This window comes from Catellatospora sp. IY07-71 (assembly GCF_018326265.1).
Classification (GTDB): Bacteria; Actinomycetota; Actinomycetes; order Mycobacteriales; family Micromonosporaceae; genus Catellatospora.
Window position 1 is genome coordinate 2,437,165 of record NZ_AP023360.1, and the last position, 13,864, is coordinate 2,451,028.

Consider the following 13,864-nt stretch of genomic DNA (forward strand, 5'->3'; position numbering starts at 1 on the left):
TTCGCTCGCTCATGACAGGATTCACCGGCTCACAGCGTCGCGACGTAGGTCTCGGCCTGCTCGACCGCGTGCAGCGTCGCGGTGAGGCACTCCTCGAGCTCCGAGGCGGCCTGGGCGAGCGCGGCCTGTGCGGCGGTCACGGCCTCGTGACCCGATCCGTCCACCGCGGTGGCGAGGCTGAGCTGCGCCTCGCCGAGCCGGTCGTTGGCGGAACGGACCGCGTCCTGGCCTTCCTGCACATGCAGCATGGCCGCATCGATCGCAGCCTTGACCTCGGCGACGCTGGCCACGGCACCTCCACGGGGGATCTGTTGGGATTACCTCCGCGAAGTATGACGTTTTCGCCCGTTTCCGTCCCTTTCGCCACGCCTGCGCGCGACGCTACTTTTCGGAAAGCGCACCGACCGCCCGCCGGCGCCGCCGTCGGCGCGACATCGACACGGCCCACCACACGAAGCCGATCAGGAACAGCACCACCAGGAACGGGATGATGATCGCCACCACGGAGAGCCCGGCGCTGGCGCCGTCCTCCACGGTCGACACCACCGGCGCCGCCATGCCGACGGTGGCCACGTTCAGCACCGGCCGCGCGGTCGCCTTGACGCCGTGCACCGTGAGCGCGATGAGCAGGCCGATCACGATCGGGATCCACAGCTTCTCGGTCCACAGCGTGCCCGGGTCGGCCACCGTCACCGTCTCCGAGCCCGACCCGGCGGCGAAGGCCATGCCGCCCGCGGTCGGCCGGACCACCGTCTGCACCACGTCGTTGATGCTGTCGACCGCCGGCACCTTGTCGGCCACAAACTCGATCGCCAGGAGCACGGCCAGGATCATCAGCACCCAGCCGTTGCCCAGCCACGACCAGGCCGAAGGCAGGTTGATCAGATTCGTGTACCGGTCCAGCAGGCCGATCACCAGCAGCGGGATGTAGGCGTTGAGCCCCGCCGCGGTGGCCAGCCCCGTGCCGGTCAGTAGTTCGAGCACGATCCCAGCATGCCCGGTCCGTGCCAGGGTATGCGAACGCTACGTCACTAACGCGTCCCTTAGGCTGGTTCGGTGCGTCTCGTCATCGCCCGGTGCACCGTCGATTACGTCGGCCGGCTCTCCTCCCACCTCCCGTCCGCCAAACGCCTGCTCATCGTGAAGGCGGACGGCTCGGTCTCGATCCACGCCGACGACCGGGCGTACAAGCCGCTCAATTGGATGAGCCCGCCCTGCCGCCTGGAGGAGTCCCCCGGCGTGTGGCGCGTGGTCAACAAGGCGGGCGAGGAGCTGCGCATCCAGCTCGAAGAGGTCTTCGAGGACAGCTCGCACGTCTTCGGCCCCGACCCCGGCCTCCAGAAGGACGGCGTCGAAGCCCACCTCCAGGAGCTGCTCGCCGCCGCCCCGCACACCTTCGGCGAGGGCTGGTGCCTGGTCCGCCGCGAGTACATGACCGCCATCGGCCCCGTCGACCTGCTCTGCCGCGACGCCGCCGGCGCCCACGTCGCCGTCGAGATCAAGCGCCGCGGCGAGATCGACGGCGTCGAGCAGCTGACGCGTTACCTGGAGCTGCTCAACCGCGACCCCTTGCTCGCCCCCGTGGCAGGCGTCTTCGCCGCCCAGGAGATCAAGCCCCAAGCCCGGGTCCTCGCCGAAGACCGCGGCATCCGCTGCGTCGTAGTCGACTACGACCGCCTCCGCGGCACCAAGAAGGACGAACTGACCCTCTTCTAGTGCGTCGATCTTGCGTGAACTGTGGGTGCGACACGCGCCAAAGGGACGAATCCCTAACAGTTCGCGCAAGATCGACGCGATCTTGGGGTTGCGAGGTCAGCGGGAGCGGCCGTGGAGCAGCTTGACGATGCTCAGGGCCAGCTTTACGCCGGAGGGTTTGCGGTCGAAGGTGAGCAGGGCGGGGATGCTGGGGAGGCGGCGGCGGGCGATGGCCTTGGCGCGGCCGAACTCGCGGAGGCCGTCGGCGCCGTGGATGCGGCCGAAGCCGGAGGCGCCGACGCCGCCGAACGGCAGCGTGGGCAGCACCGCGAACGAGAACGCCGAGTTCACCGCGGTCATGCCGGTACGCAGCCGGCGGGCGATCGCCATGCCCTGACGCTTGGAGAACACCGCCGAGCCGAGGCCGTACTCGGTGTCGTTGGCCAGGGCGACCGCCTCCTCGACGCCGGCCACCTTGGTGACCGTGATCGTCGGGCCGAACGTCTCCTCGCGCACCGCCGCCGAACTCTCCGGCACGTCCACCAGCACGGTGGGCTTGACGTACGCCCCGCGTACCGAGTCCGGGCCGCCGACCAGGGCGCGGCCGCCGCTGCTCAGCGCGTCCTCGATGTGCCGGGCGATGATGTCGCGCTGGCCGGGCATGGTGATCGGGCCGACCTGCTCGCCGACCGTGAGCTGCTCGGTGCGGGCCACCAGCTTCGCCACGAACGCGTCGTACACCCGCTCGTGCACGTACGCCCGCTCGATGCCGACGCAGGCCTGGCCCGCGTTGAAGTTGGCGCCCCACGCCGCCGCCTCGGCCGCCGCGTCCAGGTCGGCGTCCTCGGCCACGATCAGGGCGTCCTTGCCGCCGCACTCGATCAGCACGGGAGTCAGCGATTCGGCGCAGGCCGCCATCACCTTCGCGCCGGTGCGCCCGGAGCCGGTGAAGGCCAGCTTGTCCACGCCGGAGCGGCACAGCGCCGCGCCGACCTCGCCGGTGCCGTGCACGATCTGCAGCACCGGGTGCTCCGGCACGATCTGCGCGAAGGCGTCCACGTAGAACTGGCCGATCGCGGGGGTGTACTCGCTGGGCTTGAAGACCACCGCGTTGCCCGCGGCCAGCGCGTACGCGATCGAGCCGAACGGGGTGAAGATCGGGAAGTTCCACGGGCCGATCACGCCGATGACGCCGTACGGCTGGTACTCCAGATGCGCCGCGTACTCCGGCTGCAGCAGCGAGCCGCGCACCCGGCGCGGGCCGAGCACCTTGCGCGCGTGCTTGGCGGCCCAGGCGGCGTGGTCGACCGAGACCACGACCTCCAGCAGCGCCTCGTCGACCGGCTTGCCGCCCTCGCGGTGGATCAGCTCGGCCAGCTCCTCGATCCGGTTGACCAGCAGGCTGCGCCAGGCCAGCAGGCGGCGGCGGCGCTCGCGCCAGCCCAGCCCGGCCCACCAGGCGGAGGCCGCGCGGGCCCGATCGACGGCGGCCTGCACGTCCGCGGCGGAGGCGACGGGGAGGCGTGCCACCTCGTCACCGGTGGCGGGATTCGTCGAGATCAGCTCGCCGTCCTCGACGACGCTGGCGCCGGGCGGCAGGGAAGCGGTGGTGGTCACGGCCGCAGTCTAGGCCTACCCGTGAGTAATCCGAAACATCTTCGCGGCCGGTCCTTGCCGGTCAGGCGGGTCGGGTGACGTGCTCCTCGACGAGCCGGGCGGCCACCGCCGACGGGTCGGGCAGCTCGTCGTTCTCGTACAGGTCCAGGAAGCGCTGCCGCCCGGCGAAGTCGGCGGACCGGATGGTCTCCTGCATCCCCGTGTCCATCACGCCGGGGTTGACCACCTCGACCCGCACCCGGGGATCGTCCTTGTACTGCTCGGCCAGGTGGGCGAAGAACTCCTCGGCTCCGCGCTTGGTCGCCGAGTACGCCGACCAGCCGTCGATGATCCGGTGTGCCGCGCCCGACGACACGAACATCACCAGCACGTCGCGAGCCGTGTCCGGCAGCGCGGCCAGCAGCGAGTTGGTCAGCAGGATCGGCGCGGTCAGGTTGACCGCCACAGCCGTGGCGAGATCGTCCACCGCCAGGTCGCCGATCCGCCCGATCGGATCGACCACGGCCGCGTTGTGGATCAGGATCACCTCGTCCGCGTCGGCGAGCGTCTCGCTCAGCTCGGCGGCGTGCGGCATGCTCGCGGGCTCGGCCAGGTCGCAGTGCCGCAGGATCAGGCGGGGCCCGGCGGCGATGCGCTGCGCGTCGCTGAACGTGCGCCCGAGCGCCACGACGACCGTCTCCGGGTCGGTCTCGAACTGGTTGACCAGGGCCTCGCCCAGGCCGCGGGACACCCCGGTGATCACCACATAGCGCACGAGCACAAGATTAGTGCGTTCAGCGCATCAGCAACTCGATCGGGTCGCACCCAGCGGCGGACGACTGTCCGCCGCCGGGTGCGATGGTCACTCGTACTCGGTGCCGCCCTTGCGGGTCAGGTAGGCGGGGGACACCAGCTTGCCGATGGCGCGGCCGCCGGTCACGGCGCTGTAGCGCTCCGGCGCGGTCCGGACCACCAGGCCCTCGCGCAGGTTCGCGCCGGTGCCGGACACCGTCTCGACGCCCTCGGCGAGCGCGGTCAGCGCCGCCTCGTCGTACGCGCCCCGGAACAGCACCGGCACCAGCGGCACCCCGTGCGCCTGGGCGAGCGGGGCGTACTCGTCCAGCCCCAGCCAGCGCACGCCGTCCCCGGTGTCCACGGCGACGTCGAACACGGCGTAGCCGGGCCGCACGCCCGCGTTGGCGCCGTACGGCAGGTCCTGCACGCCGCGGCCGAACACCTCGCCGAACACGCCCACCCGGCTCGCGCCGAACGCCTCGGCGACCGCCGCCGCGAAGGCGGGCACGCCGTAGGTGCGGATCGCGCGCCAGTAGAGGTTGTGCGGCGCCTCCTTGATGGCCAGGCGCTGCTTGCCGAAGCCCTTGGAGGACGCGTACACCTCGCCGGTGGTGGCGATCAGCGTCATCAGCGTGGCCGAGCCGTGGATCTTCTCGGTGGCGATCACCTGCTCGCCCGGGACGAACAGGTCCGGGTAGCGGCGGATGTTCTCCACCTCCAGCCAGGGCAGCAGGTCGGGCGCGGGCGCCATGTCGCCGGCCAGGTGCACCGGCACCGGCGGCACCCACTTGACCACGCCGAGCAGTTCGGCGAAGTCCGTCCCGGCGGTGGCCGCCGCGGTCAGGTCCGTGTCGGCCAGCGCCTTCGGGCGGCAGACGATGCCCTGGGACAGCTCGCCGCGCAGGCGTACCGCGGTGATGCGGTCCTTGTTCGCGCCCGCGAGGCGGCCGGTGAGGCCCAGCTCGGCGATGAGCGGCTCCGGTAGCACGGAGCCCTCGGGCAGGTAGACGGCGTGGTCGCCGGTGCGGTACGCGCCCTTGGCGACCACGGCGCGCAGCCGTCCCACCTCGGCGAGCTCGAGCGCGTCGGCGTTGGGGTGCGGGTGGATCACCAGCCGTTCCGCGGTGACCTTGAGAGTCGACATGCCGAGCATGGTCCCGATCCGGGCCGCCTCCCGGCAACGCGATTACCACCCCGCGCCTGATTATGTGGTCCGGCACCACTGCCCGGGCAGGCGCGATGTGGCAGCATCCGCGACACGGACCAGGGGAGGAGCGGCGATGAGTGCGGTGTCCGAGGTGGCGTACCGGCTGGAGAGCGTGCCCGTGCGCGGCGGTGAGCTGCGGGTGGGCGTGTGGGGTGAGCGCGGCCCGGTCGTGGTGGCCGTGCACGGCATCACCTCGTCGCACGTCGCCTGGACGATGGTGGCGCAGGAGCTGGGCCGCGACCACCGGCTCGTCGCGGTGGACCTGCGCGGGCGGGGCGGCAGCCGGGAGCTGCCCGGCCCCTACGGCATGGCCGAGCACGCCGCGGACGTCGCCGCGGTGATCGGGGCGTACGCCGACGGCCCCGTCCCGCTGGCCGGGCACTCCATGGGCGGCTTCGTCGCCGCCGAGACCGCTCGGCGCCATCCGGAGCTGGTGGAGCGCCTGATCCTGGTCGACGGCGGCGCGCCGCTGCCGCTGCCGCCGGGCGTGGACCCGTCGGCCGGGCCGGAGGTGCTGGAGAAGGCGATCGCGGACACGGTCGGCGCGGTGTTCGCGCGGCTGGACATGACGTTCCCGAGCCGGGCCGAGCACGCGGCGCTGTGGCGGGCGCACCCGTCCTTCGACCCGTGGCCGGAGGGTGCGGACGCGTACATCGCGTACGACCTGGTGGGTGAGGAGCCGGAGCTGCGGCCGGCGTGCCGGATGGAGGCGGCGGTGCGCGACGGCCAGGACCTGTACGCGCTGCCGGGGATGGCCCCGGCGGCGCTGCCCCGCCCGGCGCTGTTCCTGCGCGCCCCGCGCGGCATGTTCAACCAGCCCGACGCCCCGCTCTACACCCCGGGCCGGGCCGCCGAGTGGCTGCCGGGCACGGTCGAGCGCGACGTCCCGGACGTCAACCACTACACGATCACCATCGGCCGGGCGGGCGCCGCGACCGTCGCCGCCGCGATCCGGGACGCCGCCTGACCCGATCCCGGTAGGCTCACGAGTGGCTATGTTCACTTCGGCCACACGATGTGCGATCGCAGGCCCCGTGGCAGACTCCCGAGTAACCTTAGCGATCGTTCGGGAGATGGGATGGGCACTGTGGCTCGCGAGATCAACACGGTGGGTGTGGTCGGCCTCGGCACCATGGGCGCCGGCATCGTCGAGGTGTTCGCGCGCAACGGCCTGAACGTGGTGGCCGTCGAGATCAGCGAGGGCGCGCTGGAGCGCGGCCGGGCCAACCTCACCGGCTCCACCGACCGCGCGGTGGCCAAGGGCAAGCTCTCCGAGTCCGACCGGGACGCGCTGCACGCGCGGGTCGACTTCCAGGTCGGCCTGGCCGCCCTGCACAGCGTCGACTTCGTGATCGAGGCGGTGCCCGAGCACCTGGACCTCAAGCAGGCGATCTTCGCCGAGCTGGACAAGGTCTGCCCGCCGCACACCATCCTCGCCACCAACACCAGCTCGCTGTCGGTCACCGAGATCTCGGTCGCCACCCACCGGCCCAACCAGGTGATCGGCGTCCACTTCTTCAACCCCGCGCCGGTGATGAAGCTCGTCGAGATCATCCGGACCGTGGTGACCGCGCCCGAGGTCGTCGCCGACGTGGAAGCGCTGTGCGCCCGCCTCGGCAAGGTCGACGTCACCATCAGCGACCGGGCCGGCTTCATCGCCAACGCGCTGCTGTTCGGCTACCTGAACCACGCCGTGACCATGTTCGAGAACCACTACGCCACCCGCGAGGACATCGACGCGGCCATGAAGCAGGGCTGCGGCCTGCCCATGGGCCCGCTCGCGCTGATGGACCTGATCGGCCTCGACACGGCGTACGAGATCCTCGACACGATGTACCGCCGCGGCGGCCGCGACCGCCGCCACGCGCCCGCGCCGCTGCTCAAGCAGATGGTCACCGCGGGCCTGCTGGGCCGCAAGTCCGGCCGCGGCTTCTACACGTACGAGAAGGCGGGCTCGCCCGTCGTCGTCGCAGACGAGCTGACCCCGGCCGCCGGGGAGCGGGCCGCGGGCGTGCGTCCGGTCGGCACCGTCGGCGTCGTCGGCTCCGGCACCATGGCCACCGGCATCATCGAGGTGTTCGCCAAGGCCGGGTATGAGGTGCTCAGCGTGACCCGCGGCGCGGAGAAGTCCGCGAAGGTCTGCGAGTCCGTGAAGACCTCGCTCAACAAGGGCGTGGTGCGCGGCAAGCTCACCGAGGCCGAGCGCGACGCCGCCGTGGGCCGGATCACCTGGTCCACCAACCTCGACCACCTCGCCGACGTGGACCTGGTCGTCGAGGCCGTGGTGGAGGAGCTGAGCGTCAAGAAGGCCCTGTTCGCCAGCCTCGACGAGATCTGCAAGCCCGGCACCGTGCTGGCCACCACCACGTCCAGCCTGCCGGTGGTCGAATGCGCCATGGCCACGCACCGCCCCGCCGACGTGGTCGGCCTGCACTTCTTCAACCCCGCCCAGGTGATGCCGCTGGTCGAGGTGGTCAGCACCATCCGCACCAGCCAGGCCGTCCTGGACACCGCGAACGCCGTGGTGGCCAGCCTGGGCAAGACCGCGGTGGGCTGCGCCGACCGGGCCGGCTTCATCGTCAACGCGCTGCTCTTCCCGTACCTGAACGACGCGGTGAAGATGCTGGAGGCCAGCTACTCCAGCGCCGACGACATCGACGCCGCCATGAAGCTCGGCTGCGGCTACCCCATGGGCCCGTTCGAGCTGCTCGACGTGGTCGGCCTGGACGTGTCGCTGGCCATCCAGCGCGAGCTGTACCTGGAGCTGCGCGAGCCCGGCTTCTCCCCGGCCCCGCTGCTGGAGCACCTGGTCACCGCCGGCTACCTCGGCCGCAAGACCGGCCGCGGCTTCCGCGACCACACCCACCGCTGAGCCACACCGTACTGTTGAGGACATGAGTCCGCGTCGGAACCACAGGGATCGCCCCGAGCGCGATCTCGACGAGGCCATGTCCCGGCGCGGGATCGAGCACGTACGCGACGATCCGGACGGTGAATTCACCGTCCGGCATCTGAGCGGGGAGACGTCGGACAAGACGTACCGGTGCCCGGGGTGTCATCAGGAGATCCGGCCGGGGGTGCCGCACGTGGTGGCGTGGCCGTCGGAGGGCTGGGGTGACGCTGGCGACCGGCGGCACTGGCACACGAACTGCTGGCGCAGTCGCCACCAGCGCAAACCCAACATCGAACGGTCCCGCAACGCGCCCCGTTACGGCTGAGCGCGGGGATGTGACGACCGCGACGGTGGGGGGTTCCGCGGGGGCTCGCGCGGGCAGACTGTAGGCGTGACCGCGATCCGTGCCAACTCGATCCTGCCCGCCCGCCGCGAGGAGATCGAACTGCAGACCGCCGACGGGCTGACGCTGGTCGGGGAGCTGGCGCTCCCGGCCGACCGCGACCCGATCGCCACCCTGATCTGCCTGCACCCGCTGCCCACCCACGGCGGCATGATGGACAGCCACGTGTACCGCAAGGCCGCCTGGCGGCTGCCCGCGCTGGCCGGGTTCGCGGTGCTGCGGTTCAACAGCCGGGGCACCAGCAGCGTGCGGGGCACGAGTGAGGGCGCCTTCGACAACGCGGTGGGCGAGCGCTTCGACGTGGCTGCCGCCATCGAGTACGCCGAGTTCCACGAGCTGCCGAACCGGTGGCTGGTCGGCTGGTCCTTCGGCACCGACCTGGCGCTCAAGTACGGCTGCGACCCGGCGATCTCCGGCGCGATCCTGCTGTCCCCGCCGCTGCGTTACAGCAAGCCCGAGGATCTGGCGGTATGGGCCGACTCCGGCCGCCCGGTGACCGCGCTGGTGCCCGAGCACGACGACTACCTCCGCCCGGCCGAGGCGAAGGAGCGCTTCGCGGCGATCCCGCACGCCGAGGTGGTGGGCGTGCCAGGCGCGAAGCACCTGTGGGTCGGCGACGCCGAGACGGTGCTGGACGAGATCGTGCGGCGGGTCGCCCCCGGGGTCCCCGTCCCGCTCCCCAAGGACTGGCCCGGCCCGATGGAGTACGGCGACGCCAGCGCGTACGCCGACCGTACCGTCGCCGCCTTCGCCGACAAGCCACGCTGACCCGCCGGGGGACACGACGCGAAACGGCTCACATCATCTGGGTTGTAGCTACAACCCAGATGATGTGAGCCGTTTGTCGAGGACTACTTGGCCTCGGCGCTGTCGCCGGTCAGGCTGATCGTCGGCTCGTTGCCGCCGAGCATGATCGTCGGCTCGTCGCCGGCCTGCTGCGCCGGAGCCGTGCCGTTGGCCGCGGGCTGGGCGGACGGCGTGGGCTGGGCCGCGCCGGACTGGGCCAGCGCGCCGTGCGGGGCCGTGGCCTGGGTCGGCGGCACCGGCGCGGGCATGGCGATGGTCTGCGTCTTCTCCTCGTCGGCGGGAGCGGCCTGCGGGGCAGCGGGCTTGGCCGCCTCGTCGGCCGCGCGGACCGCCTCGGCGCGGCGGCGCTCGGCCTCCTCCGCCTCGCGCTGCGCCTTGGACAGCCGCTCCAGCTCGCCGTGCAGCTGCTGCTTCAGCTCGGCCAGGCGCCGCTCGATCTGCGTGATGTCGGTGCGCATGGCGTCCAGCCGGGACTGGCCCTCGGCGTACTGCTGCTGGGTGTTCTCCAGGGCGGCCTGCTCAGCCGCGGCGCGGCCCTTGGCCAGGGCGACCTGCTTCTCAGCCTCGTCGGTGCGCTGGGTCGCCGCGGCGGCGGCCTCCGCCACCTGCCGCTCGGCCTCGACGCGGGCCGCGGCGAGCAGCTGCTCCGCCTCGGCCCGGGCTGCGGCGACCGCCTGGGCGGCGTCGGCCAGGGCGGCCAGCTTGCGCTGCTCGGCCTCGGCCTGGGCCGCGGCGAGCTGCTGCTCGGCCTGAGCGCGGTGCGTGGCGGCGTACTGCTCGGCCTCGGTGCGGGCCGTGGCGATCTCCTTGTCGGCCTGCATCCGGCGCGACGCGGCCTCCTGCGCGGCGGCGGTGCGCAGCGCCTGCGCCTCGGTCTGGGTGTGCGTGAGCAGCTCGCGGGCCTCGGTGCGCAGCCGCTGGGTCTCGTCGCCGAGCTCCGCGCGGCGGCGCTCCTCCTCCTTGCGCTCCTCGGTGCGGCGCTGGGCCAGCGCGAGGTCGAAGTCGCGGCTGGCGGTCGCGGCGCGCTCGCGGGCGTCGGCCAGCAGCCGCTCGGCCTCGGCGCGCTGGTCGGCGATCTCCTGCTGGGCACCCTCACGCAGCGCTTCGGCCTGGTCCTCGGCCAGCGAGAGGATCTGCTCCACGCGGGCGCCGAGGTGGCGGAACGAGACGCGGGACGGCACGGCCCGGCGGGCGGCGTCGGACAGCTCCAGCTGGAGCTGCTGCACCTGGCCGGCGAGCGCCTGCACCTGCGAGAAGGCTTGATCTCGCTCGGCGGCGAGGGTGGACAGGTCCGATTCGACCTGGGTTACGTAACGGTCAACCTGCTTCTTGTCATAGCCCCGCAGGGCTATGTCGAAGCTGGGTTCGGATGCGACGCCCTCACCGAGCGCGAACAGGTCTCCGCCGTGCGACATGCGCTCCATCTTCACATAAAGAGTCACGCCGCACCCGACGGCTGCCGGGCGCGGCGTGATCGAATCCGGGTCGGATCGTTATTCGGCCTTCTCGGCCTTCGGCTTCTCCTCGGCGGGGGCGGCCTGCGGAGCGACGCCGGGCACGATGCCGGCGAGGCCGGACAGCATCTGGCCGAGCTGGGCCGTGACGGCGTTCTTCTGGCGGGTGAGGTCCTCGACCTCGCGCCGGGCGGCGGTGGTGGTCAGCTCCGCCTCGTTGCGCGCCTCGGTCACCAGGCGGTGCGCCTCGGCCTTGGCCTCGTTGACGGCCTTCTCCGCGGCGGCGCGGGCCTTCTCCGTGGTCTCGGTCGCGGTGCGCTCGGACTCGACGCGGCGGGCCTCGGCGCGCTGCTCGATCTCCTTGGCCCGGTCCTCGGCGGCGCGGGCGCGCTCCTCGGCCTCGCCGACCAGCTTCTGCGTGGCGGCGACGGCGGCGGAGTGGCGCTGCGACTCCTCGCGCTCGGACTTCTCGCGGCGCTCGGCCAGCTCCAGCTGAAGGGCCTGCAGGTCCTTGTCGCGCTTGTCGCGGGCGTCGGCCAGCATCTTGGAGGCCTCGGCACGCTTCTCCTCCGCCTCGCGGGCGGCCTTGGCGCGCAGCTGGGTGATCTCCCGCTCGGCGGTGGCGCGCAGCGTCGCGACCTCGCGCTCGACGGTGGCCTTCAGCTCGGCGACCTCGTGCGAGGTGGCGGTGCGCAGCTGCTTGGTCTCGCGGTCGGCGTCGGCGCGCAGGGTGTCGGCCTCGCGGCGGGCCTGGACCCGGACCTCGGCGGCCTCGCGCTCGACGGCGGTGCGCAGGTTGCCGGCCTCGCGCTCGGCGGTCGCCTTCATGGCGGCGGCCTCAGCGCGCGCCTTGTCGGTGATCTCGCGGGCCTCCAGGCGGGCCGCGGACAGGATGCCCTCGGACTCACGCTTGGACTCGCCGCGGTGGTCGTTGGCCTGCTCCTCGGCGAGGCGCAGGATCTGCTCCACGCGCGTGCCGAGACCGGACAGGGTGGGGCGGCTGTTCTCTTCCAGCTGCTTGCTCGTGTCGGTGAGCTTCTGCTCCACCGAGTTGAGCCGCTGCTCAGCCTGGCGCAGACGACGCTGGGCGTCGTTCATGCGCTGCTCGGCCTCCGCACGTGCCTGCTCCGACTGGGCAAGCTGAGCGTTCAGACGGCCGACAAACGCGTTTACCTGTTCGCGGTCGAAACCACGCAGGACGACTGTGAAGTCTTGTTGGGTGTTCGCGCCATCGAAGAACGCGACGGAGGAGGGCTGCTGGGACATTGGCACATACTTGCAGATGACCCTGGGTGTCGCGCAAGAGACCGGGCGTACATTCGCCCCCCGGATATGGGTAGATCTACGGCTGAAAGATCCGCACCGGGAAACAAAAGTCCAATTCGTCGGAAATGCCGGATGGCGAAGGCGCGCCGTTGCACCTCCGCCATCCGCGACCTCACCAAGGGTGAGCCTTTAATCACACTCCGCGGAAGCGGTTGATCGCCGTCAGGTGCCGGGCCCGCTTCTCCTGGTCACGCACGCCGAGGCCCTCCTCGGGGGCCAGGCACAGCACGCCGACCTTGCCCTGGTGGGCGTTGCGGTGCACCTCGTACGCGGCCTGGCCGGTCTGCTCCATCGGGAACGTCTTCGACAGCGTCGGGTGGATCCGGCCGAGGTCGATCAGCCGGTTGGCCTCCCACGCCTCGCGGTAGTTCGCGAAGTGGCTGCCCACGATGCGCTTGAGTGACATCCACAGGTAGCGGTTGTCGTACTGGTGCTCATAACCGCTGGTCGAGGCGCAGGTGACGATGGTGCCACCCTTCTTGGCGACGTACACGCTGGCGCCGAACGTCTCGCGGCCCGGGTGCTCGAACACGATGTCCGGGTCGTCGCCACCGGTCAGCTCGCGGATGCGCGCACCGAACCGCTTCCACTCGCCCGGATCCTGAGTGTGCTCATCGGACCAGAACTTGTAACCCTCGGCGGCGCGGTCGATGACCAGCTCGGCGCCCATCCGTCGGCAGATCTCCGCCTTCTCCGGAGAGGACACCACGCACACCGGGATCGCGCCGCCGTTGAGCGCCATCTGCGTCGCGTACGAGCCGAGACCGCCGCTGGCGCCCCAGATCAGCACCACGTCGCCCTGCTTCATGTTCGCCCCGTGGTGCGAGACGAGCTGCCGGTACGCCGTCGAGTTGACCAGCCCCGGGCTGGCCGCCTCCTCCCAGGTGAGGTGCGCGGGCTTGGGCATCAGCTGGTTGGCCTTGACGATCGCCAGCTCGGCCAGGCCGCCGAAGTTGGTCTCGAAGCCCCAGATGCGCTGCTGCGGGTCCATCATGGTGTCGTCGTGGCCGGTCGCGTCCTCCAGCTCGACGTTCAGGCAGTGCGCCACGACCTGGTCCCCGGCCTGCCACTTCGTCACGCCCGCACCGGTGCGCAGCACCACGCCCGCCGCGTCCGAACCCACCACGTGGTACGGCAGGTCGTGGCGCTTCGTCAGCGCGGACAACCGTCCGTACTTCTTCAGGAAGCCGAACGTCGGCAGCGGCTCGAAAATGGACGTCCACACGGTGTTGTAGTTGACCGCGCTGGCCATGACCGCGATCAGCGCCTCGCCCGGACCCAGCTCCGGGACGGGGACCTCCTGCAGGTGGAGCGCCTTGCGCGGGTCCTTGTCGCGGGTGGCCAGTCCGTCGAACATGGCGGTGTCCTCCTCGCGGACCACCATGCCCCGGTAGGCGGCGGGCACCGGCACGTCGGCCAGGCTCCGCAGGAGCGCGCCGGGATCGGCCGCGCCCTCCGCTTCCATGATCACGTCGAGGATGTCTTGCACGGCGCCACCTCCGTGGTGAGGGAACCGCTACGTCCCGCGCCTTGCCGGCTGCGGGCGGCTGTTCCGGGTCTGCGGGCCATCCTTGGCGGGCCCTCCGATGAGCCGCCATGTGGTCGGGCACACATGTGCGGCTCAGCTGAGCCGGACGTTACTGGTCGGTAGCTTTCGCGGGAACCGGTCTGTGAAAAAGTCCACGCCG

The 13,864-nt window shown here is 71.7% G+C and carries 13 protein-coding genes; 5 read left to right on the forward strand and 8 right to left on the reverse strand.

The genetic code is table 11. The features are described from left to right. Positions 1-29: 29 nt before the first annotated feature. Together CS0771_RS11005 and CS0771_RS11010 are read right to left on the reverse strand one after the other, a co-directional pair. The gene (locus CS0771_RS11005) at positions 30-290 is read right to left on the reverse strand and encodes a hypothetical protein (RefSeq protein WP_212840887.1); all 261 of its coding nucleotides are present in this window, start codon (positions 288-290) and stop codon (positions 30-32) included. Between the two features lie 91 nt (positions 291-381). Next, complete coding sequence (locus tag CS0771_RS11010) at positions 382-984, reverse strand: DUF4126 domain-containing protein (RefSeq protein WP_212840888.1); 603 nt, start codon at positions 982-984, stop codon at positions 382-384. 72 nt (positions 985-1,056) lie between these two features. Between CS0771_RS11010 and nucS the strand changes: the two genes are divergently transcribed. After that, complete coding sequence (gene nucS / locus CS0771_RS11015; protein WP_212840889.1) at positions 1,057-1,716, forward strand: endonuclease NucS; 660 nt, start codon at positions 1,057-1,059, stop codon at positions 1,714-1,716. Positions 1,717-1,812: 96 nt separating this feature from the next. Here nucS and CS0771_RS11020 read toward each other — a convergent pair whose 3' ends face one another. The 3 genes from CS0771_RS11020 to CS0771_RS11030 all read right to left on the reverse strand — a co-directional run bounded on the left by CS0771_RS11020 (position 1,813) and on the right by CS0771_RS11030 (position 5,230). Continuing rightward, positions 1,813-3,312, reverse strand: coding sequence for an aldehyde dehydrogenase family protein (locus CS0771_RS11020; RefSeq protein ID WP_244870731.1), 1,500 nt, complete (start codon positions 3,310-3,312; stop codon positions 1,813-1,815). A gap of 61 nt (positions 3,313-3,373) precedes the next feature. After that, positions 3,374-4,066, reverse strand: coding sequence for an SDR family NAD(P)-dependent oxidoreductase (locus CS0771_RS11025; protein WP_212840890.1), 693 nt, complete (start codon positions 4,064-4,066; stop codon positions 3,374-3,376). 87 nt (positions 4,067-4,153) lie between these two features. Then, complete coding sequence (locus CS0771_RS11030) at positions 4,154-5,230, reverse strand: RNA ligase (ATP) (RefSeq protein ID WP_212840891.1); 1,077 nt, start codon at positions 5,228-5,230, stop codon at positions 4,154-4,156. Between the two features lie 136 nt (positions 5,231-5,366). Between CS0771_RS11030 and CS0771_RS11035 the strand changes: the two genes are divergently transcribed. The 4 genes from CS0771_RS11035 to CS0771_RS11050 all read left to right on the forward strand — a co-directional run bounded on the left by CS0771_RS11035 (position 5,367) and on the right by CS0771_RS11050 (position 9,357). After that, a complete protein-coding gene (locus CS0771_RS11035) occupies positions 5,367-6,260 on the forward strand; it encodes an alpha/beta fold hydrolase (protein ID WP_212840892.1) in 894 nt (297 codons plus the stop codon). Positions 6,261-6,371: 111 nt separating this feature from the next. Further along, positions 6,372-8,165: a 3-hydroxyacyl-CoA dehydrogenase family protein gene (locus CS0771_RS11040; RefSeq protein WP_371821387.1), complete on the forward strand. Its 1,794-nt coding sequence runs from the start codon at positions 6,372-6,374 to the stop codon at positions 8,163-8,165. Positions 8,166-8,187: 22 nt separating this feature from the next. Continuing rightward, the gene (locus CS0771_RS11045; protein WP_212840893.1) at positions 8,188-8,511 is read left to right on the forward strand and encodes a hypothetical protein; all 324 of its coding nucleotides are present in this window, start codon (positions 8,188-8,190) and stop codon (positions 8,509-8,511) included. A 66-nt stretch (positions 8,512-8,577) separates the two neighbouring features. Then, entirely contained in the window at positions 8,578-9,357 is a 780-nt protein-coding gene (locus tag CS0771_RS11050) for an alpha/beta hydrolase (protein ID WP_212840894.1), read from the forward strand. Positions 9,358-9,440: 83 nt separating this feature from the next. Here CS0771_RS11050 and CS0771_RS11055 read toward each other — a convergent pair whose 3' ends face one another. The 3 genes from CS0771_RS11055 to ccrA form a co-directional block, all read right to left on the reverse strand. Then, a complete protein-coding gene (locus CS0771_RS11055) occupies positions 9,441-10,811 on the reverse strand; it encodes a hypothetical protein (RefSeq protein ID WP_212840895.1) in 1,371 nt (456 codons plus the stop codon). Between the two features lie 78 nt (positions 10,812-10,889). Next, the gene (locus tag CS0771_RS11060) at positions 10,890-12,116 is read right to left on the reverse strand and encodes a cell division protein DivIVA (RefSeq protein WP_212840896.1); all 1,227 of its coding nucleotides are present in this window, start codon (positions 12,114-12,116) and stop codon (positions 10,890-10,892) included. A 193-nt stretch (positions 12,117-12,309) separates the two neighbouring features. Further along, positions 12,310-13,665: a crotonyl-CoA carboxylase/reductase gene (gene ccrA / locus CS0771_RS11065; RefSeq protein WP_212840897.1), complete on the reverse strand. Its 1,356-nt coding sequence runs from the start codon at positions 13,663-13,665 to the stop codon at positions 12,310-12,312. Between the last annotated feature and the right edge of the window lie 199 nt (positions 13,666-13,864).